Below are 26,530 nucleotides of genomic sequence, written 5' to 3' on the forward strand. Positions count from 1 at the left end.
CACAGGGGCGTCTGGCGACAATTTGGCAGGACTCCGGGCCAGGTTTCGCCCGGAGTGGATTTACTTCAGCGGTAAATAAATATCGGTCTGCAGCTCGTGCTCCGCCACGTCATGCACGAAATTCAGGTACTGGAAAAAGACCGGAAAATCGCGGGCCGTTTCACCGCTTTGCGGCAGCCAGTCGCGGAATAAATACCAGACGCTTTGTGAAACCGTATCCAGCGAACCGCTGTGGCGCACTACCGCGCAGCGCCCGGCGGGGATTTCATCATTCACCACCCCAAAGCGATTCTCCGACACCGGGGCACTTACGCTACCGCAAATATCAAAGCGAAACGCTTCGGGCGGCGTGGTTTCCGGATCATCCCAGGCGATGCCGTAGGTCTGGCTTGATGGCACCGGCGATAGTCCGGTGCTTTTACGCCACTGAATAAATATCGCCGCGCTGTCGTTCACCCGCTCGGCGCTGCCGCGATGCGCTATCTTCGCCACCAACGTACGCGGGAAGTCGATAACCTTAACGTTCATCGAAATTTGCTCCTGAAAAGTATTTTTAGGTACGCGCAGGTGCCACTGCGCCCAGTCCGGCTCAGTGCGGAACTGACGCGGGCTTTTCCCCAGCGCGACTTTGAAGGCGCGGGTGAACGACTCCGGGTTCTGAAACCCGGTATCCAGGGCGATGTCGATGATTTTATCCTGTGGTTTAAACGCCAGCCGCCATGAGGCATGCCGCAGACGCAACCACTGAATGTAGCGGTACAACGGCTGGCCGCTGTACGCCGTAAACTGTCGATGAAAGTGGTATGGCGAGCAGCAGGCGATGCGGCTCAGTTGTTCCAGCGACAGGGGTTCATCAAGGTGGCGGGCAATATAGTCGCAAACATCGCGAAATCGCGCCGCGTACACCGCTTTCAGACTGTCATTCATTACGTCCTCCTGCGGTGTACTTTGTCAGGATCGCGGGGGGCGATCCTGACCGATCTTGCGCAATGTGTTATTTCACTTTGCTAATCTGTTTAACGTCAATCTCAACAGAGTTCCAGTCTTTATCAACTTCACCCTGGATCTCAACCACATCCTGCGGGGTGATGGTCTGACCGTTCCAGCGTTTGTGGTCGATATCTATATTCACCGTGCCGGAGGCATCTTTAAAGGTGTATTTATCATCAGAGATGCGCTCCACGATGTTACCACGCAGAGTGACCCAGGTATCGTCGCGCAGGCCTTTAGCATTCGCAACCGTGGTGACGCTTCCGCTCGGCCCCTGGAATCCTCCGGCCTGAGTTTGTGTCGTGGTGGTGGTACCAGGTCCGGTAAAACCGCCCTGAGTATTGGCAGCAAATACCGGTGCAGACATCAGTACCAGAACGGCGGTCAAAGCAGCTACTTTTTTCATTTATCTTCTCCATTGGTATCTCAATGACATCCAGTAAACAGGATAAAACTTAACAACTTCTTAAGGGAGAAAAATATTTAAAAATGCTGTACAGCAGCCATTCTGAAAGGGTTTACTGAGTTTCCCCGGTGGTGATATTGGACTTTATTATGCGCATTCTTTTGGTAGAAGATGACAAGCTCATCGGTGACGGATTAAAGACCGGACTTAGCAAAATGGGCTTCAGTCTGGACTGGTTTACCCGCGGCGATGAAGGGCGCAGCGCACTGTACAGCGCACCTTATGATGCGGTGATTCTTGACCTCTCACTACCGGGTATCGACGGGCTGGACATTCTGCGTGAGTGGCGGGCAAAAGGGCACAGCGAACCGGTGCTGATTTTGACCGCCCGCGATGCGCTCTCGCAGCGCGTGGAAGGATTGCGGCTCGGCGCCGATGATTATCTGTGTAAGCCGTTTGCCCTGATCGAAGTGGCCGCCCGCCTGGAGGCGCTGATTCGCCGCGCCCACGGTCAGTCGAGTAACGTGTTGCAGCACGGTGCCGTCACCCTCGACCCGGGAAAGCTCACCGCCACGCTAAACGATGAGCCCCTTACACTGAAACCGAAAGAGTTCGCCCTGCTGGAGCTTCTGCTGCGCAACGTGGGTCGCGTGCTGCCGCGTAAGCTTATTGAAGAGAAGCTCTACAACTGGGACGACGACGTGTCCAGCAACGCCGTGGAAGTGCACGTCCACCATCTGCGCCGCAAGCTCGGCAGTGATTTTATCCGCACGGTGCACGGCATCGGCTATACCCTGAGTCAATAATAATGCGTTTTCGCCAACTGAGCCTCCGCCTGCGTCTGACGCTGCTGTTTCTGCTGCTGACGCTGGTCGCCTGGGGCAGCGCCAGCCTGATGGCCTGGCACCAGACCTCCAAAAAGCTCGATAAGCTGTTCGATACCCAGCAGATGCTGTTCGCCAAACGCCTGAGCGCCATGCATTTTGCCGATATCACCGCCCTCACCCCACCGCTTCCTGAGCGGAAAAAAATCAAGCACGGTCATCTTGATGATGACGCGCTGGCCTTCGCTATTTTTACCGCCGACGGCAAGCTTGTGTTGCATGACGGCGAGAACGGCCGTGAGATCCCGTACAACTATCGCCGAGAAGGTTTCGACGATGGGCACCTGAAGGACGATGACGACGAGTGGCGCTTCCTGTGGCTCACCACCAGTGACGGCAAGCACCGCATCGTGGTTGGCCAGGAGTGGGATTACCGCCAGGAAATGGCGCTCGATATCATTACGTCGCAGCTGACGCCGTGGCTGATTGCGCTACCGCTGATGCTTCTGCTGTTGTTCTTTTTGCTCAGCCGCGAGTTGGCACCGCTCAAAAAAATCACCCAGACGCTTCGGGTACGAGAGCCGGAATCCGCCGACCTGCTGCGTACTGAGGGCGTACCGAGCGAAGTTCGTCCGCTGGTCGAAGCGCTGAACCAGCTCTTTAGCCGTACCCACACCATGATGGTACGTGAGCGGCAGTTTACCTCCGACGCGGCCCACGAACTGCGCAGCCCGCTGACCGCCCTGAAGGTGCAAACCGAAGTGGCGCAGCTGTCGATGGATGACCCACAGGCGCGCGAGAAGGCGCTTAGCCAGCTGCACACCGGCATTGACCGCGCCTCCCGGCTGGTCGAACAGCTGCTGACGCTTTCCCGCCTCGATTCACTGGAGAACCTCGACGACGTTGCGCCCATCGCCCTTGAAGACTTACTGCAGTCGGCGGTGATCGATGCGTACTATCCGGCGCAGCAGGCGGGAATCGATATCCGCCTGCATCTCGATACCCCCCACGTTGAACGCACCGGGCAGCCGCTGCTGCTGAGCCTGCTGGTGCGTAACCTGCTCGATAACGCCATTCGCTACACGCCACACGGCAGCCAGATAGACGTCACGCTCAGCAGCGGTCAGTTCAGCGTGCGTGATAATGGCCCTGGAGTGAGCGCCGAGGCGTTGGCAAGGATTGGCGAGCGTTTCTATCGTCCGCCGGGGCAAGATGAAACCGGCAGCGGGCTGGGATTATCTATCGTTCGCCGTATTGCCTCGCTGCACCAGATGTCGGTCAGCTTTGCCAATGCGCCGGAGGGCGGGTTCATCGTCTGCGTGCGCTGGTAAGCGGCAGATTATTGCTCATTTAGCAAAAGATTTTGCACATTTTGCCTGTTCTCTCACATCGTTAGCCCGCGTATTATTGTGGACAAACGCTTATTTTGAGGACATGACATGAGCAACATTCTGATTATTAACGGTGCAAAAAAATTTGCCCACTCTAATGGCCAGCTGAATGACACCCTGACCGAGGTCGCGGATGGCCATCTGCGCGACGCCGGGCATGATGTTAAAATTGTTCGCGCTGACAGCGATTACGATATCAAAGCTGAAGTACAAAACTTCCTGTGGGCTGACGTCATCATCTGGCAAATGCCGGGTTGGTGGATGGGTGCGCCATGGACCGTGAAAAAGTACATCGACGATGTCTTCACCGAAGGCCATGGTTCACTGTACGCCAGCGACGGTCGCACCCGCTCTGATGCCAACAAAAAATACGGTTCCGGCGGCCTTATCCAGGGCAAAAAATACATGCTGTCTCTCACCTGGAACGCGCCGATGGAAGCCTTTGACGATAAAGCACAGTTCTTCCACGGCGTGGGCGTTGACGGCGTGTATCTGCCGTTCCACAAAGCCAACCAGTTCCTGGGAATGGAAGCGCTGCCAACCTTTATCGTCAACGACGTGATTAAAATGCCTGATGTACCGAGCTATATCGCAGAATATCGCAAGCATCTGACCGCGATTTTTGGTTAACTAGAACTCTAATAACAGAAGGAGTTGAAGGTACCATGTTGACGATCATTGCTGAAATCCGCACCCGTCCTGGCCAACATCACCGCCAGGCTGTGCTGGATGAATTTGCGAAAATTATTCCAACCGTGTTGAAAGAAGAAGGCTGCCACGGCTATGCGCCGCTGGTAGACCATGCCGCTGACGTGAGCTTCCAGGCAACCGCGCCGGACTCCATCGTGATGGTTGAACTGTGGGAAACCGTGGCGCATCTTGAAGCGCATCTGCAGACTCCGCACATGAAAGCGTGGAGCGAAGCGGTGAAAGGCGACGTGCTGGAAACGCACATTCGTATTCTTGAGCAGGGTGTTTAATTCCGCAGGACAAAAACTTGCGTGAGTGAAATGAGGCGGGTAAGCGAAGGCTACCCGCCTTTTGTTGTATTAACCTTCGATATCCGCCAGGTCACCTTTTTCCTGTAACCAGTTACGACGATCTTCCGAACGCTTCTTGGCAAGCAGCATGTCCATCATCGCGGTGGTCTGCTGTTCATCTTCATCAGTAATGATGAGCTGCACCAGACGACGAGTGTTGGGATCAAGCGTGGTTTCGCGCAGCTGCATCGGGTTCATCTCACCCAGACCTTTAAAGCGCTGCACGTTCGGCTTCCCTTTCTTGCGTTTAAGCTGTTCAAGCACGCCGGCTTTTTCTTCTTCCGTCAGCGCGTAGTACACCTCTTTACCGAGATCGATACGGTAGAGCGGCGGCAGCGCCACGTACACATGCCCCTGTTTCACCAGGGTACGGAAGTGTTTCACAAACAGCGCGCACAGAAGCGTGGCGATGTGCAGGCCATCGGAGTCCGCATCCGCCAGGATACAGATCTTGCCGTAGCGCAGCTGGCTGAGATCGTCACTGTCCGGATCGATGCCGATCGCCACCGAGATATCGTGTACTTCCTGCGAGGCCAGAACTTCGTCGGAGGAAACTTCCCAGGTGTTAAGGATCTTACCTTTGAGCGGCATGATCGCCTGATACTCACGATCGCGCGCCTGTTTGGCGGATCCGCCCGCCGAGTCACCTTCTACGAGGAACAGTTCGGTGCGATTGAGATCCTGAGCGGTACAGTCGGCCAGTTTCCCGGGCAGCGCCGGACCGCTGGTCAGTTTTTTACGTACCACTTTTTTCGCCGCGCGCAGACGACGCTGGGCGCTGGAAATCGCCATTTCGGCCAGCAGTTCTGCCGCCTGGACGTTCTGGTTCAGCCACAGGCTGAAGGCATCTTTCACCACGCCGGAAACGAATGCCGCACACTGACGCGAAGAGAGACGCTCTTTGGTCTGACCGGCAAACTGCGGATCCTGCATTTTGACTGACAGCACGTAGGCACAGCGATCCCAGATATCCTCCGCCGAGAGCTTCACGCCGCGCGGCAGAATATTGCGGTACTCGCAGAACTCGCGCATCGCGTCGAGCAAGCCCTGGCGCAGACCGTTAACGTGCGTACCACCCTGCATCGTCGGGATCAGGTTCACATAGCTTTCGGTAAGCAGTTCACCGCCTTCCGGCAGCCACAGCAGCGCCCAGTCAACGGCCTCGGTATCGCCCTCAAAATTGCCGACGAACGGCTTCTCAGGCAGCAGCGGCAGACCGTTAACCGCTTCGCACAGATAGTCGTTCAGGCCATCTTCGTAGCGCCAGGTCTGCTCGGTATTGTTAACTTTGTCTTTAAAAACAATCTCAACGCCCGGGCACAACACCGCTTTGGCTTTCAGCAAGTGAGTGAGTCGGGAAACGGAGAAACGCGGGCTGTCGAAGAAACTTTCGTCCGGCCAGAAGTGCACGCTGGTACCGGTATTGCGTTTACCGCAGGTACCGACCACCTGCAAATCTTCCACTTTATCGCCGTTCTCAAAGGCGATGCTGTAGACCTGGGCATCACGTCGAACCGTAACTTCAACCCGTTTTGACAGGGCGTTAACGACCGAGATCCCAACGCCGTGAAGACCACCGGAGAACTGATAGTTCTTGTTCGAGAATTTGCCGCCCGCATGCAGACGACAGAGGATCAGCTCAACCGCCGGGACGCCTTCTTCCGGATGGATATCCACCGGCATACCGCGACCGTCATCAATGACTTCCAGCGATTGATCGGCATGCAGGATAACTTCCACGCGTTTTGCGTGGCCCGCCAGCGCTTCGTCCACGCTGTTATCAATGACTTCCTGGCCCAGATGGTTAGGGCGAGTCGTGTCAGTATACATTCCCGGGCGGCGGCGAACCGGCTCAAGCCCGGTGAGTACCTCAATGGCATCAGCGTTATATGAAGATTGCGTCATGGTCTGTTCGTAGGTCGAAGGGTGGCTCAAGGCAAACCCAGAAAATTGATAATCTGTGTGAAGTGATCTTCAAAGCCGATAAATGCGTGATTTCCGCCCTCCTCCACCGTCTGGCGGCAGGAGGCGTAGTAGGCCACCGCCTGTCGGTAATCAAGCACTTCATCGCCCGTTTGCTGGAGTAACCAGATGAGATCGGGTGATTCCAGCGGGTCGATCTGCATCACTTTGAGATCGTAAATATGGCGTGACTCTAGCACATATTGTTCCCCGGTGTAGGGATTCTCGTTGTGCCCAAGATAGTTCTGCAGCAGTTCAAACGGTCGCACAGCCGGGTTCACCACCACCGCTGGCAACATAAAACACTGAGAGAGCCAGGTGGCGTAGTAGCCTCCCAGCGAAGATCCAACCACCGCCAGCGGCTCACCGCCGCGTGCCAGCACCAGACTCTCGAGCAGCTCTGCCGCCTGCGCCGGAAAAGCCGGAAGCTGCGGCACCAGCATGGTGATGTCAGGGTGATGCTGCGCCAGCCACTGCTTCATCGCAGTCGCCTTCGCTGAGCGAGGTGAGCTGTTAAATCCGTGCAAATAGAGAAGCGTGGACATCAGTAGCCTTCTGAAGCGGTATCAGGGCGGAACTTTGCGCTTTCGAGGCGGCAAACTTCCGTGGTCAACGTGCCATCGGCATGCAGCTCAATCCAGCGCCAGCCTGGCCCGATGGTGTCCAGGGTGAAGTTCGCGCAGTGCGGTTTGAACTGTACGCAGGTGGAAGGCGTTGCCATCATTCGGCGACCGTTCCAGTCGACATCCATCTCCTGATGAATATGCCCACACAGCAGATTCTTCACCCGTGGGAACTTCGCCAGCACGCGATCGAGCGCTGCCGAGTTACGCAAGCTGTGCTGATCGAGCCAGCTGCAACCGGCCGGAAGCGGATGATGATGTAACAGCAGAAGCGTATAGCGCTCCGGAGCCTCAGCCAGTTTGTTCTCCAGCCACTCCAGTTGGAACTCGCTCAGCTCACCGTGCGGCACGCCGAAAACCTGACTGTCGAGCAGCAGGATCTGCCAGTTATCACCAATAAGGGCGCGCTTGGCCGGAGAGATACCAGCATCCTGCAGGGTGCTGTACATTGCCGGCTGAAAATCATGATTGCCCGGTAGCCAGACGCAGGGCGCAGCGAAGCTCGCGATACCCTCAGCAAAGTGCTGATAGGCCGCGGTAGAATGATCTTGTGCTAAATCGCCTGTTGCCACAATCAGGTCACACTCACGCTTCGAGGCTCGGATGGCTTCCAGCACCGCCTGGTAACTTTCCCAGGTGTTAACCCCTAACAGCGTTTCATGTTTCTCTGCAAACAGGTGAGTATCAGTTATTTGTAATATCCTGACCCTGGCTCCACCAGCCAAAGGTAGGTTTAACAGGCTTTCCAAATGGTGTCCTTAGGTACTAGTAAACCGGAATCGCCATCGCTCCATGTGCAAAACAGTATCTCAGCCAGTCCGCGAGGAACTGGTTAATTTGATGCTTTTCGTCGCGTTGATGCAACTTTTTATTCGGGTAATCATACCGCGCTTTGAAGCGAAAGATCTGCTGGCTTGAACACACTTCAGCCACCATCGCATCGTGATATAACCGCACGGTCATTGACGGCAGGCTCCAGTAGCTCACTGCCGGCACCGTCTGTTCTATTTCCACCAACGTAGTGTAGCGGGTGGACTCGGTTATTGTTAACCGGTACTGCGCACTGCCCACCTGGTAGCTCACCGTATCGCCGGGTGCATCGGTTCGAGGCAGCAGGCGTCGCAGCTGCGCGAAGTTAGTTTCGCACAGGCGCATCATTTCTGGGAAGTCAGGTGTGTAACGCTTCATTTTTTCCACTCGTGTCGTAAGTCTTGATAATGCAGCTGGAGCCATTGCAGAGCGATGACAGAGGCTGCGTTGTCGATTAACCCCTCTTCAACCCACTGGTAAGCCTGCTCCCGACTCACCACATGAACACGAATGTCTTCGTTTTCATCTGCCAGACCGTGGATCCCGCTTGCGGTCGTGGCGTCCACTTCACCCACTAAAATTGACAGGCGCTCGCTGGTCCCGCCCGGGCTTGCCAGATAACTTAACACAGGACGGGTACGTCCGATGTCAAGCCCGGCCTCTTCCATCGCTTCGCGACGCGCGACGTCCTCAACGCTCTCGCCCTCTTCAATCATTCCGGCAACCATCTCCAGCAACCACGGGCTAGAGCTGGTGTCATACGCCGCAATGCGAATCTGCTCCACCAGCACGACTTCATCGCGCACTGGGTCAAAGGGTAGCAAGACCGCCGCATGTCCGCGCTCAAAAATTTCGCGTCTGACTTCGCCGCTCATTTCGCCGTTAAACAAACGGTGGCGAAAGCGATATAAATCAAGTGAAAAAAAACCACGATATAGTGATTCACGTGCAATAATTTCTACATCATTTTTGGAGAAGGTCACGGCCTGCTCGGAAGGCTTTGTCATTATTGAGTCCTGCTAGCAATAGTGATGAAATTATGGAATTCAAGCCAGATTGGCTACTGTTTTACCAACGGTATGATAGATTGGTGCAAATTAACGCCAGATGGCACGATACGCCAACTTTTTAGACTGGCAGACTCTGGTACAATCGGCGAATGTTTTCGAATTAGATCAGCGCTAAGTGCTTCACAACAAGGAATGCAAATGAAGAAATTGCTCCCTATCCTTATCGGCCTGAGCCTCGTAGGGTTCAGTTCCATGAGTCAGGCAGAGAACCTGCTGCAGATTTATCAGCAGGCGCGTTCAAGCAACCCGGACCTGCGTAAGTCCGCCGCCGATCGCGATGCAGCATTTGAGAAGATCAACGAAGCGCGCAGCCCATTACTGCCGCAGCTGGGATTAGGTGCTGATTATACCTACAGCAACGGCTATCGCGATAATAACGGGATTAACTCCAACACCACCAGCGGATCGCTGACCCTGACGCAGACCATTTTTGATATGTCAAAATGGCGTGCGCTGACGTTGCAGGAAAAAACGGCCGGTATTCAGGATGTCACCTATCAGACCGATCAGCAGACCCTGATTCTGAACAGCGCCACGGCTTACTTCAACGTGCTGAGCGCGATTGATGCGCTCTCCTACACCGAAGCGCAGAAACAGGCGGTATACCGTCAGTTAGATCAGACAACTCAACGCTTTAACGTGGGCCTGGTTGCCATTACCGACGTGCAGAACGCCCGTTCACAGTACGATACCGTACTGGCAAACGAAGTGACCGCTCGTAACAACCTGGATAATGCAGTAGAACAACTGCGTCAGGTAACCGGTAACTACTACCCGGAACTGGCCTCGCTAAACGTGGGCAACTTCAAAACCGACAAACCACAGCCGGTGAACGCCCTGCTGAAAGAAGCGGAAAACCGTAACCTGTCGCTGCTGCAGGCTCGTCTGAGCCAGGATCTGGCGCGTGAACAGATTCGCTACGCAGAAACCGGCCATATGCCAACCGTCGGGTTAACGGCATCTACCGGCGTCACCGACAACAAATATAACGGTAGCAACGCCACTGGCACCCAGTACACCGACCGTACTATTGGTCAGAACCAGATTGGCCTGAACTTCAGCCTGCCGTTGTATAGCGGTGGTTCTGTTACCTCTCAGGTCAAACAGGCGCAGTACAACTTTGTTGGTGCCAGCGAGCAGCTGGAAAGCGCGCACCGTAGCGTCGTACAGACCGTGCGTTCCTCCTTCAACAACATCAACGCCTCTATCAGCAGCATCAACGCCTACAAACAGGCCGTTGTCTCTGCTCAGAGCTCTTTAGACGCGATGGAAGCCGGTTACTCGGTGGGTACTCGTACCATTGTTGATGTGCTGGATGCCACCACCACCCTGTACAACGCCAAACAGCAGCTCTCCAGCGCCCGTTACAGCTACCTGATTAACCAGCTGAATATCAAATCTGCGCTCGGTACGCTGAATGAGCAGGATCTGGTTGCCCTGAACAACGCGCTGGGTAAACCGGTATCCACCACGGCTGATACCGTGGCACCGGAAAACCCGCAGCAGGACGCCAGCGCTGACGGCTACACCGCCAATAGCGCGGCACCGGCCGCACAGCCTGCTTCAGCTCGCACCAGCACGACCAGCAGCAGTAAAGGTACGAATCCGTTCCGTAACTAATGCTGTTAGCCCGGTGCATTCTGCACCGGGCTAAAAATAAACGTAAGGCAACGTAAAGATCCCCTTCCCACCGCCCCCATCGCTTCAATTTCGACCACTCATCCTCTATCCTGAGCACTAACCTACTGGGTCCAGGAAGAAAATAATGAAACGGACAAAATCGATTAATCACGCCTCGTTCCGAAAGAACTGGGGTGCGCGTCATCTGACGCCCGTAGCGCTCGCCATTACTGCGGTGTTTATGCTCGCAGGCTGTGAAAAAACCGACGAAACGGTCTCCATGTATCAGAACGCGGACGACTGCTCGACGGCCAACCCGGGTAAAAGCGCAGAATGTACCACCGCCTACAACAACGCGATGAAAGAAGCGCAGCGTACTGCTCCGAAATATGCCTCCCGTGAAGACTGCGTGGCGGAATTTGGTGAAGGCCAGTGCCAGCAGGCTCCGGCACAGGCAGGCATGGCACCGGAAAACCAGGCGCAAGCTCAGAGCAGCGGCAGCTTCTGGATGCCGCTGATGGCAGGCTACATGATGGGTCGCCTGATGGGCGGCGGCATGAACCAGCAGCCGCTGTTTACCTCAAAAAACCCGGCAAGCCCGGCCTACGGTAAGTACACCGACGCCGGTGGTAAAAACTACGGTGCTGCCCAGCCAGGCCGTACCATGACTGTGCCGAAATCCGCCATGGCGCCGAAACCAGCCACCACCAGCACCGTCACCCGCGGCGGCTTTGGTGAGTCTGTCGCTAAACAGAACACCATGCAGCGTAGCGCCGCTGGCACTTCCTCCACTCGTTCGATGGGCGGCTAAGCAGTATGGAAAGAGTCAGCATTAGCGAACGTCCGGACTGGCGCGAAAAAGCCACCGAGTACGGTTTCAATTTTCACACCATGTATGGCGAACCGTACTGGTGTGAAGATGCTTTTTACAAACTCACTCTGGCACAGGTTGATAAGCTGGAAGATGTGACGGCTGAGCTGCACCAGATGTGCCTGCAGGTTGTGGCTAAGGTTATCGACAGCGACGAGCTGATGACCAAATTCCGCATCCCAAAACACACCTGGGGTTTTGTCCGCCAGTCGTGGAAAACCAACCAACCGTCGCTCTACTCGCGTCTGGATCTGGCCTGGGACGGCATCGGTGAACCTAAGCTTCTGGAAAATAATGCCGACACCCCGACCTCGCTGTACGAAGCGGCGTTCTTCCAGTGGATCTGGCTCGAAGATCAAATGAATGCGGGCAACCTGCCCGCAGGCAGCGATCAGTTCAACAGCCTGCAGGAAAAGCTGATCGAGCGCTTCAACGAACTGCGCGAGCAGTTTGGTTTCCAGTATCTGCATTTAGCCTGCTGCCGCGATACCGTTGAAGATCGCGGTACCGTGCAGTATCTGCAGGACTGCGCCGCGGAAGCGGGCATTGCCACCGAATTCCTGTTTATGGAAGATATTGGTCTGGGCGAGAAAGGCCAGTTTACCGATCTGCAGGATCAGGTTATCGGTAACCTGTTCAAGCTCTACCCGTGGGAATTCATGCTGCGCGAGATGTTCTCTACCAAGCTTGAAGACGCGGGGGTGCGCTGGCTGGAGCCTGCCTGGAAGAGCATTATCTCCAACAAAGCGTTGCTGCCGATGCTGTGGGAGATGTTCCCGAACCACCCGAACCTGCTGCCGACGTACTTTGCCGAAGACAATTATCCGCCAATGGATAAGTATGTCATGAAGCCGGTCTTCTCCCGCGAAGGCGCTAACGTCTCTATCGTTGAAGACGGTAAAGTGGTTGAGGCGGTGGAAGGCCCGTACGGCGAAGAAGGCATGATTGTGCAACAGTTCTGGCAGTTGCCAAAATTTGGCGACAGCTACACGCTGATCGGCAGCTGGCTCATCAACGACCAGCCAGCCGGGATCGGGATCCGTGAGGACAGAGCGCTGATCACTCAGGATCTGTCACGCTTCTATCCTCACGTTTTCGTCGAGTAACCGTCAGCCAATTTGCACTGACAGCATACTTAATGAGCCCATTTCGATCCCGTCTACCGGGATAGTGATGGGCTCTTTGCCATCCCATGCCCCCAGAACATACAGCAGCGGCAGGAAGTGATCCGGCGTCGGGTTCGACAGCGAGCCACCTTCATGCGCCAGATAGTTCACCAGTGGGTGCGCTTCCGTCGGTCCCTGCCAGTCGAGATTGGCTTTCACGTAGTCGTTAAACGATGTTGCCCACGGATACGGCGTGTTTTCCCCGTGCCAGCGCGCGGTTCGCAGGTTATGCACCACGTTGCCGCTGGCAACCAACATAATGCCCTCATCGCGAAGCGAGGCGAGCTTACGCCCGATCTCCATGTGCCAGGCCGCCGGTTTGGTACTGTCGATACTGAGCTGCACCATCGGGATATCCGCCTGCGGATACATTTTTATCAGCACGCCCCAGGAGCCGTGGTCAAAACCCCAGGCTTCTTTATCCAGCGCCACCGGAACCGGAACCGGAGACAGTAGCTCAACTAAGCGCCCGGCAAGTTCCGGAGAGCCCGGAGCCGGATAGTGCGTGTCGTACAACGCCTGTGGGAATCCACCGAAATCATGAATCGTTTTCGGGGTTTCCATCGCGGTAACGCCGGTGCCACGGGTAAACCAGTGTGCAGAAATCACCACAATCGCTTTCGGACGCGGCAGCGTCTCTCCCAGATGTTGCCAGGCACGGGTATAGATATTGTCTTCCAGCACGTTCATCGGGCTACCGTGACCTAAAAACAGCGCTGGCATGCGGGTAAGAGACATGATGTTATCCTTAGAGGGATGATAATTAAGGTATGCAGCAACATTACCCCTTTTTCCACCCGGATAAACTCAGATAAGCATGATGAAGTTAATCAGAAAATTTGAATGAAGTGAGACGATGCGAAGAAAAACGCCGGGTTATTCCCGGCGTTATTAGTCATGCTCAGCTGGCTTTACGCTCATGCTTTTGGCGGTACTGCACCAGATCTTCAATAGTGACGACCGGCATATTGTGCTCGCCTGCAAACTTGATGCACTCCGGTGCGCGCGCCATGGTGCCATCGTCGTTAGTCAGTTCACACAGGACACCTGCTGGTTTAAAACCAGCCAGCGTCACCAGATCGATAGTGGCTTCGGTGTGACCACCGCGGGTCAGTACGCCACCCGGCTGCGCGCGCAGCGGGAACACGTGGCCAGGACGATGCAGATCGGAAGGTTTCGCGCCGTCGGCGATAGCTGCACGTACCGTGGTAACACGGTCAGCGGCTGAAACACCGGTGGTGACACCGTGAGCGGCTTCGATAGTTACCGTGAAGCCGGTTCCGAAGGCGCTGGTGTTGTTTTCCACCATCATCGGCAGCTCAAGCTGCTTACGGCGTTCTTCGGTCAGGCACAGGCAAACAATGCCGCTGCCGTGGCGGATAGTCAGCGCCATCTGCTCAACGGTCATGGTTTCAGCGGCGAAAATCATGTCGCCTTCGTTTTCACGGTCTTCGTCATCCAGCACCATTACGCCGCGGCCTTCGCGCAACGCAGCCAGTGCCTGTTCTACACGTTCGAATGGAGTACCAAAAGAGGAAAGTAGCGTCTGATTCATGGTAATAAAAACCTCATTAAAATTGTGGTTACCAGAATCAGGGCAGTCTTAGGAGTACCGTATAAGCGGCAAAAAAATAACGTGAGCGGGCCTCTGCCCGACTGGATCGTTACTCTCTCCCATCCGGACTTTAACCGTCGGCCCCGGAATTACACCGGATCTGCTGACCTTCAGGCGTTAGCCTGAAGCGCTCGCGGGCTTTCAGCATCAGCTGATTTACCGCCGGTGGGGAATTTCGCCCCGCCCTGAGAATAAGCGAGATAACTATAACGCCATTGACTATCCTGGGCAATGGATCAACCGCAAACATTTCTGGTTTATCGACCGACGCTCAGGCACTACAATGAACGTCAGAACAGAGAAACCCAGGGAAACGAAGATGATTGACCCGAAAAAAATTGAACAAATCGCCCGCCAGGTTCACGAATCGATGCCAAAAGGCCTTCGTGATTTCGGTGACGATGTAGAGAAGAAAATACGTCAGGTGCTTCAGTCTCAGTTGACCCGTCTTGATCTGGTCAGCCGTGAAGAGTTCGACGTACAAACCCAGGTGCTGCTGCGTACGCGTGAGAAGTTAGCTTTGCTGGAACAGCGTATGAGCGAACTGGAAACCCGCAGTGCGGCGGTAACACCAGCGCCAGCTATCCCGCCGGTGGAAAATCAGGACTAAAAACAGCAACGGGCCATCAGGCCCGTTGTCATTTCAGGAAAGCATTATGTCGTGTAAAGCCGCTTAGTGCTCCAGCTCCAGTGCCCTGGCATTCCGCGCCTGCTGGCAATAGAGCTCATAGCGTTTGCAGAACCAGTGCCGATGTTCATCGTCCATATTACCGGTCACGGCTTCAATGTTAACAGACTGCCCTTGTGCGGCCATTCTGGCGAAGCTGCGCGCCAGGAAATCAAAATTATTCATAGAATAGATATCGCTGTGCTTCATCCGCATACTCCTTCAGTCATACAAGTTCTGAAACTGCTGTAAGCTTTATCTACTCTAAGTATTTCTCTATATCCTCAAAAGGGATGAGCGAAAAGTGCGCAATTACTGATTAAAAATTGCGCTGAATCATAAATGATATCCTTTCGCCAAAAATGCATAAAAAAACCCCGGGGCACCAGGCTCCGGGGTTCGTTTTCAACAACGTTGAGTAAGGTTACTGGCCGCTGTCTTTCTGGATCTTTTTGATGATGTTGGTCGTAGAGCACCCATCTTCAAAGTTGAGAACCATCACTTCACCGCCGTTGGCCCAGACCTCTTCGCTACCGGCAATTTGGTCCGGCTTGTAGTCACCGCCTTTGACCAGCAGGTCCGGCAGGACACCAGCAATCAGACGCTGCGGGGTGTCTTCCTCGAACGAAACCACCCAGTCGACAGACTCCAGCGCACCGAGCACAATCATGCGCTGCTCCAGCGGGTTCACCGGACGAGTTTCCCCTTTCAGGCGTTTGGTTGAAGCGTCGCTGTTGACCGCCACAATCAGACGGTCGCCGAGCTTACGCGCGTTGGCGAGATAGGAAACATGGCCAGCATGGAGAATGTCGAATACGCCGTTAGTCATCACCACTTTCTCACCACGCTTGCGCGCGGCAGCAACGGCAAGCTTAAGCTCTGCTTCGCTCATCACACCAAAGCCGGTGTCCGCACGACCACGCACTGCGTTTTCCAGCTCAATCGGAGATACGGTAGAGGTACCGAGCTTACCAACCACGACACCTGCCGCCGCGTTCGCGAAGAAGCAGGCTTCTTCCAGCGAGTCACCGGACGCGAGCGTCGCCGCCAGCACGCCAATCACCGTATCACCAGCACCGGTGACGTCATACACTTCCTGCGCCTGCGTCGGCATATGCAGCGGCGGTTTGCCCGGCTGCAGCAGGGTCATCCCTTGCTCAGAACGGGTCACCAGCAGTGCAGACAGCTCAATATCAGCGATCAGCTTCATGCCACGCTCAACAATCTGCGCTTCATCTTTGCACTTGCCAACAACGGCCTCAAACTCAGACAGGTTCGGGGTCAGGAGCGTCGCACCGCGGTAGCGTTCAAACTCAGAACCTTTCGGGTCGATAAGCACCGGCACTCCGGCTTTACGCGCCAGTTGAATCATCGCCTGCACGCTGGAAAGCGCTCCTTTACCGTAGTCAGAGAGCACCAATGCACCGATGTTACCCAGCGCCTGCTGAATACGTTCATGCATCGGCTGCGGATCAACGTCAGCAAAGCCTTCCTCAAAATCGAGACGGATCAGCTGCTGGTTACGAGAAAGTACGCGCAGTTTGGTGATAGTCGGGTGTGTCGGAACGGTAACAAAATCGCACTTCACGTTGACGTCAGCCAGCGCTTTGCTCAGCGCTCGCGCAGCATCATCAATCCCGGTGAGACCCACCAGACGCGCGGTTGCACCCAGTGAAGCAATGTTCATCGCCACGTTCGCCGCACCACCTGGACGCTCTTCAATACTGTCCACCTTAACAACCGGAACCGGGGCTTCCGGCGAAATACGGCTGGTCGGTCCATACCAGTAACGATCCAGCATCACATCACCAACGACCATGACGCCTGCACGTTCAAACCCTGGCAGCGTTACTTTCATTCCAGACTCCTGAAACATTCATAATTTGCGCGCGATGATATCACAATTATTTTGCCGCGCGCGATTCCACCAACCACTTCTGCCAGCTGGAGCTTACCTGGTGGCGTTCCTCAACAAAGGCATCCAGCGCCAGATGGCCTGGTGCTTCCTGTAACGCCAGATGGTGCAACTCATCACGCAGCGTGGTGTAGGCGCGGGTCAACGCCATCGCTTCTGACTCTTCCATGATGTCGTTTTGCGCCAGCAGCTCAAGGATGCGCACATTATCCGACCAGCGGGTCAGCTTCGGCTTTTCATGCGCATAGTGCAGCACCAGATACTGCGTAATAAACTCAATATCGGTAATTCCTCCGGCATCCGCTTTAATATCAAAGCGGTCGCGATGCTTATTACCCAGGTGAGCACGCATTTTTTCGCGCATTTCGCGCACATCGGTCTGCAGTTTATTGCCGTCGCGTGGAGTCGTCAGCACGGCTTTACGAATAGCATCAAACTGCTTTTGCAACGCCGGATCGCCGTATACCACACGGGCGCGCACCAGCGCCTGATGCTCCCAGGTCCAGGCCTCATTTTGCTGATAATCCGCAAAAGCGTCCGCGGTAGTCACCAGCATGCCCGCAGCACCGGAAGGACGTAAGCGAGCGTCCACTTCGTACAGAATGCCCGACGACGTGCGGGTGCTGAACAAATGCATAATGCGCTGTGCCAGACGCAGGTAGAACTGACGCCCATCGATTTCGCGATCGCCGTCGGTCATCACCTCTGCCGGGCAGTCATGGAGAAACACCAGGTCAAGATCGGAACTGTAGCCGAGCTCCCAACCGCCGAGTTTGCCATAGCCCACCACTGCAAAGCCTTTGCCTTCGCGGTCGTGTAAGTGGGTTGGCTGACCGTAGCGCGCCACCATCTGTACCCACGCCTGCTGGACAACGGCATCAATGATAGCTTCGGCAAGCCAGGTTAAGTGATCGCTCACTTTCATCACCGGCAGCGTACCGGCGATATCTGCCGCCGCCACGCGCAGCAGCTGCGCCTGTTTAAACTGGCGCAACGCCTCCAGTTGCTGTTCTTCGTCTTCTTCCGGCACCCGCAGCAAATACTGACGCAGCTCGTCGCGATAGGCGTCGGTGGCGGTCGGCTGGTACAGCGTCGCCGGGTCGAGCAGCTCATCGAGCAGCAGCGGATAACGGGCGAGCTGGCTTGCCACCATCGGTGAAGCGGCGCAGAGCGTAATCAGGTGCTTGAGTGCCCCCGGGAATTCACTCAGCAATTCCAGATAAGTGGTTCGGGTCGCGATACCGGTGAGCAACGGGGCAATACGTGCCAGCGGTACCGGGGCGTCGGCACGGCTGCAAATCTCACTCAGCAGATGCGGCATCAGTTGATCGAGAACCTGGCGGCCACGCGGCCCGATGCTGCGCCTGTCGAGTTCTTTACGGAAATCAGCGATCAGCACCAGTACCTGATGACGGTCATCGTCCGAGAGGTGTGCCAGCACCGGCGTAGTATCATCCTCCTGCAGCGCATCCTGCCACAACTCGCGCCAGTAGCCGGAGATCTCTTCCTCCTGCGAGGGGGTCTCGTCGTCGCCAATAAGTTCGTTGAAAACCCGGCGCACGCCCGCCATTAGCTCCGCCAGTTCGTTTTCAAGCGCAGACCAGTCGGCAAACTGCATTCCCCACGCCAGACGCGCGCGGTTAAGCTCATCCTGCGGCAGCGTCTGGGTTTGCTCGTCGTTAATGCTTTGCAGCAGATTTTCCAGACGGCGCAAGAACAGGTACGCCGAGCGCAGACGCTCTGCATCGCCTTCCGGCAACAGATGCAGTGCGTCGATAGCCGCAAGCGTCGGCAGTAGTGAACGCGACTGCAGCGACGGCTCGCGTCCGCCACGGATCAGTTGAAAGACCTGCACAATAAATTCAATTTCGCGGATCCCGCCCGCACCAAGCTTAATGTTGTCTTTAAGCCCCCGGCGGCGTACTTCACGGGCGATCATCCCTTTCATATTACGCAGCGACTGGATCACGCTGAAATCAATATAACGACGGAAAACGAACGGACGCAGCATCGCGCGCAGCTCGCCCGCAAAGACATCGTCGTTGTCGCCCATGATCCGCGCCTTCACCATCGCGTAGCGCTCCCAGTCGCGCCCCTGCTCCTGGTAGTAGTCTTCCAGGGCGGCAAAACTCAGCACCAGCGGGCCGCTGTCGCCAAAGGGGCGCAGGCGCATATCGACGCGATAAACAAAGCCATCCTGGGTCGGCTGGTCGAGAACCTTGATAAGCCGCTGCCCCATGCGGGTGAAGAACTGGGCGTTATCGAGCTCGCGGCGACCGCCACGGGTTGAACCGTGCTCCGGCCAGGCAAAAATCAGATCGATATCAGAGGAAAAGTTGAGCTCCCCGCCGCCGAGCTTGCCCATTCCGAGGATAAGCAGCGGCTGCGGCACCCCTTCCACACTGCAAGGCGTACCCCATTCACGACAGCAGGCGTCATACAGCCAGTCGCGGGCGGCAACGATAAGCGTCTCTGCCAGCACGCTCAGCTGACGCAAGGTACTCTCTTCGCTAACAAGTCGCAGCGTTTGCGCCCAGGCAATACGCACCATCACCCGGCGTCGGAACAGGCGCAGCGCGCGCATCAGCGCAGCTTCATCCTGCACTTCAGCAAGCTGCTCCCGAAGCCAGGCAACATAGTGCTGCTCCTCGCCATCCACCGGCGGCGCGCTCTCAAGCTCCGTGAGCCATTCGGGATGCGCGCACAGGCTGCCCTGTACAAAATCACTGAAAACCAGCACCGCCTGCGCGGACTCGCTCAGGGCTGTGGTCGGGAAATCATCCGGCAGTCTGTCCACAACCGTCTGCCAGTGCTGCTGTAACTGCGAAGAAAGCGGCATCATAAGGAGTATCCTTTGCCTGAGTTATCGTTTTCCGCTGTGTAACCAGAATGGCTCGGCGTTAAGCGCCGAATTGCGGAAGATTTCAATTTCATACTGCTGGCGGGTCGCAATCACATGGCGCAGCCCCTGCCACTCTTCCAGCCAGCGCTGGGTTGCGGCGGTATCGTAATAACCGGCCAGCAGCAGAACGCTGTCAATCTCACGCGACAGACGCGGAAGCTGGTCGGCGTAGGCATCTCCCAGCGGGTGCATAAAGGTTTTACGCAGTTCAGCCGCCACGCGGGAGAGCTGGATATCGGCAAAACGCTTGAGCGAATCGGCCAGCTTGCTCTGCCCTTTGGCATCAACAAACGTGCGCCAGCCGCGGGTCACCAGCCATTCGGTAAGCGCCAGCTTCGCCTGCGCTGTTTTCGTATCACAGGCCGCCGTTTCAGCGGAAATATCGGATGCCAGCGTCGCTTCAACCTGGGTCAACAAATCGCGCAGGTGAGCGCTTGCTTTGCGTGGCACCAGCCCGCCGAACAGGGTCAGTGTGTGGCGAATCAGCGCAATGGCGTTCTGGATCTCCGGGCGCGCGTCGGCGTTACCACGGATCCACAGCTCTTCATGATACTGCCAGTGGGCCAGCGCCTTCTCGAGTGCGGCTTCCATCCCCTGCTCTACGCTTGCCTTCGCCGGTAGGCGCAGCACATCGAGCGGTTTCACCTCACGCGGGGCGTTCCCCTGCGCCAGGTGATAACCCCGCGCGGCTTTACTGAGGCTTCCCTGACGCAGCACACCCAGCACCACCAGCTGTCGCGAGAGTTTCAGGACATCTTCTGTACGTCCGGACATCAGCTCCAGTTCGAGCTCGCAGATAGCCTCCTGATGCTCACCCGCTTTGACTTCACCAAGATCCAGGGCGATTTCAATGCGGCTCTCCCCTTCATTGACCCACCACTTTTCGCGGGCAAAATCAGTGCTGAAAAGCGGCTGCACACGCCTGGCGAGCTCGGCAGGTAATTCCCCCTGCGGCCAGACTTCAGCCGGGAGCTTTTCCAGCGCCAGTTCGGGTTTGTCGAGGTCAATATTGTATTCCGGACGCTGATGCAGGCCGCCCACGACGCGACCCGCAATCTTCATGGTCATTTCGTAGCGCTCGCCTTCGCCGCGAATGCGCAGACCCATATCGTGGCGACGCAGCCAGTTGTCCGGGGTTTCGTAATAGATATTAAGGAGCTGAGCGGCATCCTGATGCTCTTGCGTCAGGGTGTTGAGATGCTGGCGCAGCGCCGTGATACCGTCGTGATTGATGATAAATTTGAGTTCGATTTCTTGAGCCATGACTGAATTCTTATGGTTAGGTTGCCCCAAAATGTCGCTGCAGCGAACTTACAGCGATCTTTTTTGTCAGTAGATAGTATTTTGCGGCAAATTGCCATGCAACGCGCAGTTTGACGGGCATAAAAGTTTGAATGCCCCGCCAGCACCTCCTGGATGATTCCGATTGATGCAGAATGCTTTGCGTCGTCAGACTGTTGCCACTACTATCGTTCCACTTTTATGACAAAAACGATGACCTGATGCGAAAATTACGCCTGATTGGACTAACTTTACTCGCGCTTAGCGTTTCTGCCGGGGTACACGCCGAAGAGAAACGTTATGTTTCTGATGAACTCAACACCTGGGTACGTTCTGGTCCCGGTGACAATTATCGTCTCGTGGGCACGATTAATGCCGGCGAGCAGGTGGCTCTGCTGCAAACTGACAGCAACACCAACTACGCCCAGGTTCGCGACGGCAACGGCCGTACCGCGTGGATCCCATTAAAAGAACTCAGCAACGAACCCAGCCTGCGCACCCGCGTACCAGACCTGGAAAACCAGGTAAAAACGCTGACCGACAAGCTGAACAATATTGACGCAACCTGGAACCAGCGCACTGCCGATATGCAGAAAAAGGTTTCTGGTAGCGATAACGAAATCAACGGTCTGAAAGAAGAGAATCAAAAGCTTAAAAACCAGCTCATCGTGGCGCAGAAAAAAGTGAACGCCGCGAACCTGCAGCTGGATGACAAACAGCGCACCATCATCATGCAGTGGTTTATGTATGGCGGCGGCGTACTGGGCGTGGGCCTGATTCTTGGACTGGTGCTGCCGCATCTGATCCCGAGCCGCAAACGCAAAGACCGCTGGATGAACTAAGCCTGAATAGCCATCTCCTCTACACTTACGTATTATCGTGAATGAAAACGATTTTAGTTGAGGGTGATGCAGGTGAAGAGTTATCTGGTCGGCGGTGCCGTACGTGATGCGTTATTAGGGCTGCCGGTTAAAGACAAAGACTGGGTCGTTGTGGGCGCAACGCCGCAGCAGATGTTAGACGCGGGCTACCAGCAGGTAGGCCGCGATTTTCCCGTGTTTCTTCACCCTCATTCCCGCGAAGAGTATGCCCTGGCCCGCACCGAGCGAAAATCTGGTTCCGGCTATACTGGCTTCACCTGCTATGCCGCCCCTGACGTGACCCTTGAGCAGGATCTTCTGCGTCGCGATCTGACGGTTAACGCACTGGCGCAGGACGCCGACGGCAACATCATCGATCCCTACGGCGGCAAAGCAGATCTGCGCGACAGGCTGCTACGTCACGTCTCCCCGGCCTTTAGTGAAGATCCGCTGCGCGTGCTGCGCGTGGCGCGCTTTGCCGCCCGCTATGCCCACCTCAGCTTCCGCATCGCCGATGAAACGATGGCGTTGATGAAGCGCATGACCGACGCGGGCGAGCTGGAGCATCTGACACCAGAGCGTGTCTGGAAGGAGACCGAGGGCGCCTTAGGGACCCGCAACCCACAGGTATTTTTCCAGACGCTGCGCGACTGCGGCGCACTGAAGGTGCTGTTCCCGGAGATTGACGCCCTGTTCGGCGTCCCGGCCCCCGCGAAATGGCACCCGGAAATTGACACCGGCATTCACACGCTGATGACGCTCTCGATGGCGGCGATGCTCTCCCCGGCTATCGATGTGCGCTTTGCCACCCTGTGCCACGATCTCGGCAAAGGACTCACGCCAAAAGAGTTCTGGCCGCGCCATCACGGCCACGGTCCGGCGGGAGTGAAACTGGTTGAGCAAATCTGTGCACGCCTGAAGGTGCCGAATGAACTGCGCGATTTAGCAAAGCTGGTCGCGGAGTATCACGATCTCATCCACACCTTCCCTATCCTCAAACCGGCCACCATCGTGAAGCTGTTTGATTCGATAGATGCCTGGCGCAAACCACAGCGCGTTGAGCAGGTTGCGCTGACCAGCGAAGCCGATGTCCGTGGTCGAACGGGGTTTGAAGCCTGCGATTATCCGCAGGGGCGTCTGCTGCGCGAAGCGTGGCTCGTTGCACAAACGGTCTCGAACAAAGAAGTGATTGAAGCCGGATTTAGCGGCCCGGCTATCCGCGAGGAGCTGACGCGACGTCGTATTCTGGCCGTCGCGTCATGGAAGGAAAACCGCTGCCCGCAGGTTACATAAAGACGAAGTACACCGCCGCTGCCACGATGAAACGATAGATGGCAAACGGAATAAAGGAGATGTGCTTAATCAGCTGCAGGAAGGTTTTAATCGCCACCAGCGCCACCAGGAACGCCATGATGAAGCCCACCGCGAACATCGGAATATCACCGGTGGTCAGGAAGCCGATGCTCTTATAAACGTCGAGCACGGTGGCGCCCATCATCATCGGCACCGCCAGCAGGAATGAGAACTCAGAAGCCGCGTAGCGGCTCACCCCCACCAGCATACCGCCAGAAATCGTCGCGCCCGAGCGGGAGAAGCCCGGCCACAGCGCCAGACACTGGAAGCAGCCAATCATAAACGCCTGACGATAAGTCATATCATCAATGCCGACCGCACGCGGCTGTTTCGGCTTCAGCACTTCGGCGGCAATGAGCAGGAAGCCCCCTACCACCAGCGCGTACATGACGTTGATCGGGTTGAATAAGGATTTGATAGCGTCGTGGAACACCAGCCCCAGCACCACCGCCGGGATCATCCCGAGGATAATGTGAATGAGCGACAGACGACCGCTACCGGTCCCTTCGTGCTCTGGCGGCTTGCCAAAGTGAATACCAATCAGGCCAAACAGACGACGCCAGAACATGACGACAACCGCGAGAATAGAACCTAACTGAATGACCACTTCAAACGTTTTCGCCGTATCACCTTCGAACCCCAGAAGATGTCCGACGATGATCATATGGCCAGTACTGGAAACCGGCAGGAACTCCGTTAACCCTTCGACCACACCCAGAATCGCCGCGATCAGCAGCGAGTGCATATCACCCATCACTAAACCCTTTTAAAAGACATAAAAAAACGGTCTGCGAACGTGCAGCCGCAAAAATTTCCCAGCGATAAGAACCTAATGGGACTGGAACTAAGACTAATATAGCTGGAAATGGTTGTACTATTGTGACGCTATTTTTCCGCTTTCAGAGTTTGGCTACGCTCGATAACCACACCGACGTTTGCAGCCCTGGCTACCGCACCAGGTTTACTGACCTTAATGCGCACCCACGGTGAGTTAAAACGGCTCAGTAAGAGCGAAGCTACCTCTTCCGCCACTCGCTCTACCAGCGCAAAACGCGCGCCTTCCACGTGGCCGACAACCGCTTCGCTGATGTCGGCATAGCTCAGACAATCATCAACGTTGTCACTTGCTGCGGCTTTCTGGTTATCCCATGCCATTTCGATATCGAACACCAGCTTCTGTTCGATGGTCTGTTCCCAGTCGTAAACGCCGATAGTGGTGATTACCGAAAGTTGCTCTATAAATACAATATCCATCACGCCCCGCCTGCTTTTTGTCCAAACCGGATACCACTTCCGGCGAATTATGCGTATTATCCACAGATGCAGAGATTAAAACGACATTTTCAATACGGAACATCGTTATGAGTGCAATCGCGCCTGGACTGGTTCTCCTTGCCTACCTTTGCGGCTCAATCTCCAGCGCCATTCTGGTCTGCCGCATCGCCGGGTTACCCGACCCTCGCGACAACGGTTCCGGTAACCCGGGAGCGACCAACGTTTTAAGAATTGGCGGCAAAGGAGCAGCCGTAGCGGTTCTGATTTTTGATGTCCTGAAAGGGATGTTGCCAGTATGGGGCGCCTATGCGTTGGGCGTGTCGCCATTCTGGCTGGGGCTCATCGCTATCGCTGCCTGCCTTGGGCATATCTGGCCCATCTTCTTCGGTTTTCGCGGCGGGAAAGGGGTAGCGACCGCGTTTGGTGCTATCGCGCCTATTGGCTGGGATCTGACCGGCGTTATGGCGGGAACGTGGCTACTGACGATCCTGCTTAGCGGATACTCTTCGCTGGGAGCGATTGTCAGCGCGCTCATTGCCCCGTTTTACGTCTGGTGGTTCAAGCCGCAGTTCACCTTTCCGGTGTCGATGCTCTCCTGCCTGATTTTACTGCGTCACCACGACAACATTCAGCGTTTGTGGCGTCGACAGGAACCTAAAATCTGGTCAAAGCTGAAGCGCAAGAAGAAAGAAGAAGACAAAGAAGAAGAGTAGAGAGATTTTGTTGCCGGGTAAGCGAAGCGTACCCGGCAATACATTACGCCGCAGGCAGTTCTGCCAGTGGCCAACGTGGACGCACGGTCACACCGAGGTCGGCTCGCGCTCCGGCATTCAGACGCACCATCCCGGCATAGGCAATCATCGCGCCGTTATCGGTACAGAACTCCGGACGGGCGTAGAACACTTCACCATGACGCTTTTGCATCATGTCAGCCAGCTTCGCACGCAGCGTACGGTTAGCGCTCACACCACCGGCCATCACCAGACGTTTAAAACCGGTCTGGTCCAGCGCACGACGGCACTTAATCATCAGCGTATCGACCACCGCATCTTCAAACGCACGAGCAATATCGGCACGCGTCTGGTCGTCGTTATCGTTACCGCGAATGGTGTTCGCCGCGAAGGTTTTCAGGCCCGAGAAGCTGAAATCGAGGCCCGGTCTGTCGGTCATCGGGCGCGGGAACACGAAGCGTCCTTCGGTGCCCTGTGCGGCCAGTTTTGACAGCATCGGACCACCCGGATAATCAAGCCCCAGCAGTTTGGCGGTTTTATCGAAGGCTTCCCCGGCCGCATCGTCGATGGACTCGCCCAGCAGCTCGTACCGGCCGATACCGGTGACGCTGATAAGCTGGGTATGGCCGCCGGAGACCAGCAGCGCCACGAACGGAAACGCCGGCGGATTGTCTTCCAGCATCGGTGCCAGCAGGTGACCTTCCATATGGTGTACCGGAATAGCAGGAACATTCCACGCGAACGCAAGCGAGCGACCTACCGTTGCGCCAACCAGCAGCGCCCCCACCAGGCCCGGGCCTGCGGTATAGGCAACGGCATCAATATCTTTTGCCGTCAGATTCGCTTCTTTTAATGCCGCCTGAATCAGCGGAACCGTTTTACGAACGTGATCGCGGGAGGCAAGCTCCGGCACCACGCCGCCGTAGTCAGCATGTAATTTCACCTGACTATACAGTTGGTTGGCTAAAAGGCCCTTTTCGTCGTCGTAAATCGCGATGCCGGTTTCATCGCAGGATGTTTCAATTCCCAGTACACGCATGGCTTGTTTTACCTCATTTCAATACCGCGCAGTGTAGGGCGAATGCGGGTCGATGTATACCCTGGGGCACGACTTCGTGTATACTCACCCCCCTTACAAAGGTCCCGTTCAAAAACGGC

The 26,530-nt window shown here is 55.9% G+C and carries 27 protein-coding genes and 1 riboswitch; of the genes, 11 read left to right on the forward strand and 16 right to left on the reverse strand.

Going from position 1 to position 26,530, the window contains the following annotated elements:
- Positions 1-60 precede the first annotated feature (60 nt).
- Positions 61-927: an AraC family transcriptional regulator gene (locus C7387_RS13695; RefSeq protein WP_120816889.1), complete on the reverse strand. Its 867-nt coding sequence runs from the start codon at positions 925-927 to the stop codon at positions 61-63.
- A 67-nt stretch (positions 928-994) separates the two neighbouring features.
- Positions 995-1,396 (reverse strand): YgiW/YdeI family stress tolerance OB fold protein, encoded by a 402-nt coding sequence (locus C7387_RS13700; RefSeq protein WP_006818275.1) that lies wholly within the window; start codon positions 1,394-1,396, stop codon positions 995-997.
- Positions 1,397-1,545: 149 nt separating this feature from the next.
- On the opposite strand from C7387_RS13700, the gene qseB reads away from it, so the two are divergent.
- The 4 genes from qseB to C7387_RS13720 all read left to right on the forward strand — a co-directional run bounded on the left by qseB (position 1,546) and on the right by C7387_RS13720 (position 4,591).
- The gene (gene qseB / locus C7387_RS13705; RefSeq protein WP_038255851.1) at positions 1,546-2,202 is read left to right on the forward strand and encodes a quorum sensing response regulator transcription factor QseB; all 657 of its coding nucleotides are present in this window, start codon (positions 1,546-1,548) and stop codon (positions 2,200-2,202) included.
- 2 nt (positions 2,203-2,204) lie between these two features.
- Positions 2,205-3,551, forward strand: a complete 1,347-nt coding sequence (gene qseC, locus C7387_RS13710) for a quorum sensing histidine kinase QseC (protein ID WP_420855528.1) — start codon at positions 2,205-2,207, stop codon at positions 3,549-3,551.
- A gap of 108 nt (positions 3,552-3,659) precedes the next feature.
- Positions 3,660-4,241 carry an NAD(P)H-dependent oxidoreductase gene (locus tag C7387_RS13715; RefSeq protein ID WP_006818272.1) on the forward strand — a complete coding sequence of 194 codons (582 nt, stop codon included), beginning with the start codon at positions 3,660-3,662 and terminating at the stop codon, positions 4,239-4,241.
- Positions 4,242-4,276: 35 nt separating this feature from the next.
- Complete coding sequence (locus C7387_RS13720; RefSeq protein WP_006818271.1) at positions 4,277-4,591, forward strand: putative quinol monooxygenase; 315 nt, start codon at positions 4,277-4,279, stop codon at positions 4,589-4,591.
- A 69-nt stretch (positions 4,592-4,660) separates the two neighbouring features.
- Here C7387_RS13720 and parE read toward each other — a convergent pair whose 3' ends face one another.
- Genes parE through nudF form a run of 5 tightly spaced genes read right to left on the reverse strand, consistent with a single transcriptional unit; the run spans position 4,661 to position 9,053 of the window.
- Complete coding sequence (gene parE, locus C7387_RS13725; RefSeq protein ID WP_006818270.1) at positions 4,661-6,556, reverse strand: DNA topoisomerase IV subunit B; 1,896 nt, start codon at positions 6,554-6,556, stop codon at positions 4,661-4,663.
- 26 nt (positions 6,557-6,582) lie between these two features.
- Positions 6,583-7,158 (reverse strand): esterase YqiA, encoded by a 576-nt coding sequence (gene yqiA, locus C7387_RS13730; protein WP_006818269.1) that lies wholly within the window; start codon positions 7,156-7,158, stop codon positions 6,583-6,585.
- Positions 7,158-7,985: a 3',5'-cyclic-AMP phosphodiesterase gene (gene cpdA, locus C7387_RS13735; RefSeq protein WP_038255809.1), complete on the reverse strand. Its 828-nt coding sequence runs from the start codon at positions 7,983-7,985 to the stop codon at positions 7,158-7,160. The genes yqiA and cpdA overlap by 1 nt, the downstream gene beginning before the upstream one ends.
- Before the next feature lie 16 nt (positions 7,986-8,001).
- Positions 8,002-8,424, reverse strand: a complete 423-nt coding sequence (locus C7387_RS13740) for a DUF1249 family protein (protein WP_006818267.1) — start codon at positions 8,422-8,424, stop codon at positions 8,002-8,004.
- Entirely contained in the window at positions 8,421-9,053 is a 633-nt protein-coding gene (gene nudF, locus C7387_RS13745) for an ADP-ribose diphosphatase (RefSeq protein WP_120816891.1), read from the reverse strand. Before nudF ends, C7387_RS13740 begins: the two co-directional genes overlap by 4 nt.
- Before the next feature lie 195 nt (positions 9,054-9,248).
- On the opposite strand from nudF, the gene tolC reads away from it, so the two are divergent.
- From tolC to C7387_RS13760, 3 genes are all read left to right on the forward strand, one after another.
- Positions 9,249-10,736 carry an outer membrane channel protein TolC gene (tolC, locus tag C7387_RS13750; protein ID WP_072009074.1) on the forward strand — a complete coding sequence of 496 codons (1,488 nt, stop codon included), beginning with the start codon at positions 9,249-9,251 and terminating at the stop codon, positions 10,734-10,736.
- Between the two features lie 145 nt (positions 10,737-10,881).
- Entirely contained in the window at positions 10,882-11,547 is a 666-nt protein-coding gene (locus C7387_RS13755) for a DUF1190 family protein (RefSeq protein WP_006818264.1), read from the forward strand.
- 5 nt (positions 11,548-11,552) lie between these two features.
- Positions 11,553-12,713, forward strand: coding sequence for a glutathionylspermidine synthase family protein (locus C7387_RS13760; protein WP_120816892.1), 1,161 nt, complete (start codon positions 11,553-11,555; stop codon positions 12,711-12,713).
- A gap of 3 nt (positions 12,714-12,716) precedes the next feature.
- On the opposite strand, the gene ygiD is transcribed toward C7387_RS13760, so the two are convergent.
- Together ygiD and ribB are read right to left on the reverse strand one after the other, a co-directional pair.
- Positions 12,717-13,511, reverse strand: coding sequence for a 4,5-DOPA-extradiol-dioxygenase (ygiD, locus tag C7387_RS13765; RefSeq protein WP_120816893.1), 795 nt, complete (start codon positions 13,509-13,511; stop codon positions 12,717-12,719).
- A gap of 163 nt (positions 13,512-13,674) precedes the next feature.
- Entirely contained in the window at positions 13,675-14,328 is a 654-nt protein-coding gene (gene ribB, locus C7387_RS13770) for a 3,4-dihydroxy-2-butanone-4-phosphate synthase (RefSeq protein WP_006818261.1), read from the reverse strand.
- Between the two features lie 107 nt (positions 14,329-14,435).
- A riboswitch (FMN riboswitch) is annotated at positions 14,436-14,585 on the reverse strand.
- Between the two features lie 122 nt (positions 14,586-14,707).
- Here ribB and ubiK point away from each other — a divergent pair.
- On the forward strand, positions 14,708-14,998 hold the full coding sequence (gene ubiK / locus C7387_RS13775; RefSeq protein WP_040903199.1) for a ubiquinone biosynthesis accessory factor UbiK: 291 nt from the start codon (positions 14,708-14,710) through the stop codon (positions 14,996-14,998).
- Between the two features lie 63 nt (positions 14,999-15,061).
- On the opposite strand, the gene glgS is transcribed toward ubiK, so the two are convergent.
- The 4 genes from glgS to C7387_RS13795 form a co-directional block, all read right to left on the reverse strand.
- Positions 15,062-15,271 carry a cell surface composition regulator GlgS gene (glgS, locus tag C7387_RS13780; RefSeq protein ID WP_006818259.1) on the reverse strand — a complete coding sequence of 70 codons (210 nt, stop codon included), beginning with the start codon at positions 15,269-15,271 and terminating at the stop codon, positions 15,062-15,064.
- Positions 15,272-15,479: 208 nt separating this feature from the next.
- Positions 15,480-16,913, reverse strand: a complete 1,434-nt coding sequence (hldE, locus tag C7387_RS13785; RefSeq protein ID WP_038255819.1) for a bifunctional D-glycero-beta-D-manno-heptose-7-phosphate kinase/D-glycero-beta-D-manno-heptose 1-phosphate adenylyltransferase HldE — start codon at positions 16,911-16,913, stop codon at positions 15,480-15,482.
- Between the two features lie 46 nt (positions 16,914-16,959).
- Positions 16,960-19,812 carry a bifunctional [glutamate--ammonia ligase]-adenylyl-L-tyrosine phosphorylase/[glutamate--ammonia-ligase] adenylyltransferase gene (gene glnE / locus C7387_RS13790; RefSeq protein WP_166791145.1) on the reverse strand — a complete coding sequence of 951 codons (2,853 nt, stop codon included), beginning with the start codon at positions 19,810-19,812 and terminating at the stop codon, positions 16,960-16,962.
- A 21-nt stretch (positions 19,813-19,833) separates the two neighbouring features.
- Positions 19,834-21,135, reverse strand: coding sequence for a CYTH domain-containing protein (locus C7387_RS13795; RefSeq protein WP_120816894.1), 1,302 nt, complete (start codon positions 21,133-21,135; stop codon positions 19,834-19,836).
- Between the two features lie 239 nt (positions 21,136-21,374).
- Here C7387_RS13795 and C7387_RS13800 point away from each other — a divergent pair, with 239 nt between their 5' ends.
- Complete coding sequence (locus tag C7387_RS13800; protein ID WP_038255823.1) at positions 21,375-21,995, forward strand: TIGR04211 family SH3 domain-containing protein; 621 nt, start codon at positions 21,375-21,377, stop codon at positions 21,993-21,995.
- 72 nt (positions 21,996-22,067) lie between these two features.
- The gene (locus C7387_RS13805; RefSeq protein ID WP_120816985.1) at positions 22,068-23,306 is read left to right on the forward strand and encodes a multifunctional CCA addition/repair protein; all 1,239 of its coding nucleotides are present in this window, start codon (positions 22,068-22,070) and stop codon (positions 23,304-23,306) included.
- Here C7387_RS13805 and bacA read toward each other — a convergent pair.
- The gene (gene bacA / locus C7387_RS13810) at positions 23,299-24,120 is read right to left on the reverse strand and encodes an undecaprenyl-diphosphate phosphatase (protein WP_006818253.1); all 822 of its coding nucleotides are present in this window, start codon (positions 24,118-24,120) and stop codon (positions 23,299-23,301) included. The two genes, C7387_RS13805 and bacA, sit on opposite strands and share 8 nt — an antisense overlap.
- Positions 24,121-24,251: 131 nt before the next feature.
- Positions 24,252-24,620, reverse strand: coding sequence for a bifunctional dihydroneopterin aldolase/7,8-dihydroneopterin epimerase (folB, locus tag C7387_RS13815; RefSeq protein ID WP_006818252.1), 369 nt, complete (start codon positions 24,618-24,620; stop codon positions 24,252-24,254).
- Positions 24,621-24,727: 107 nt separating this feature from the next.
- Between folB and plsY the strand changes: the two genes are divergently transcribed.
- Positions 24,728-25,354: a glycerol-3-phosphate 1-O-acyltransferase PlsY gene (gene plsY / locus C7387_RS13820; protein ID WP_038255825.1), complete on the forward strand. Its 627-nt coding sequence runs from the start codon at positions 24,728-24,730 to the stop codon at positions 25,352-25,354.
- A gap of 43 nt (positions 25,355-25,397) precedes the next feature.
- Here plsY and tsaD read toward each other — a convergent pair whose 3' ends face one another.
- On the reverse strand, positions 25,398-26,411 hold the full coding sequence (tsaD, locus tag C7387_RS13825; RefSeq protein ID WP_120816895.1) for a tRNA (adenosine(37)-N6)-threonylcarbamoyltransferase complex transferase subunit TsaD: 1,014 nt from the start codon (positions 26,409-26,411) through the stop codon (positions 25,398-25,400).
- Between the last annotated feature and the right edge of the window lie 119 nt (positions 26,412-26,530).

This window comes from Yokenella regensburgei (assembly GCF_003634235.1).
Taxonomy (GTDB): Bacteria; Pseudomonadota; Gammaproteobacteria; order Enterobacterales; family Enterobacteriaceae; genus Yokenella; species Yokenella regensburgei.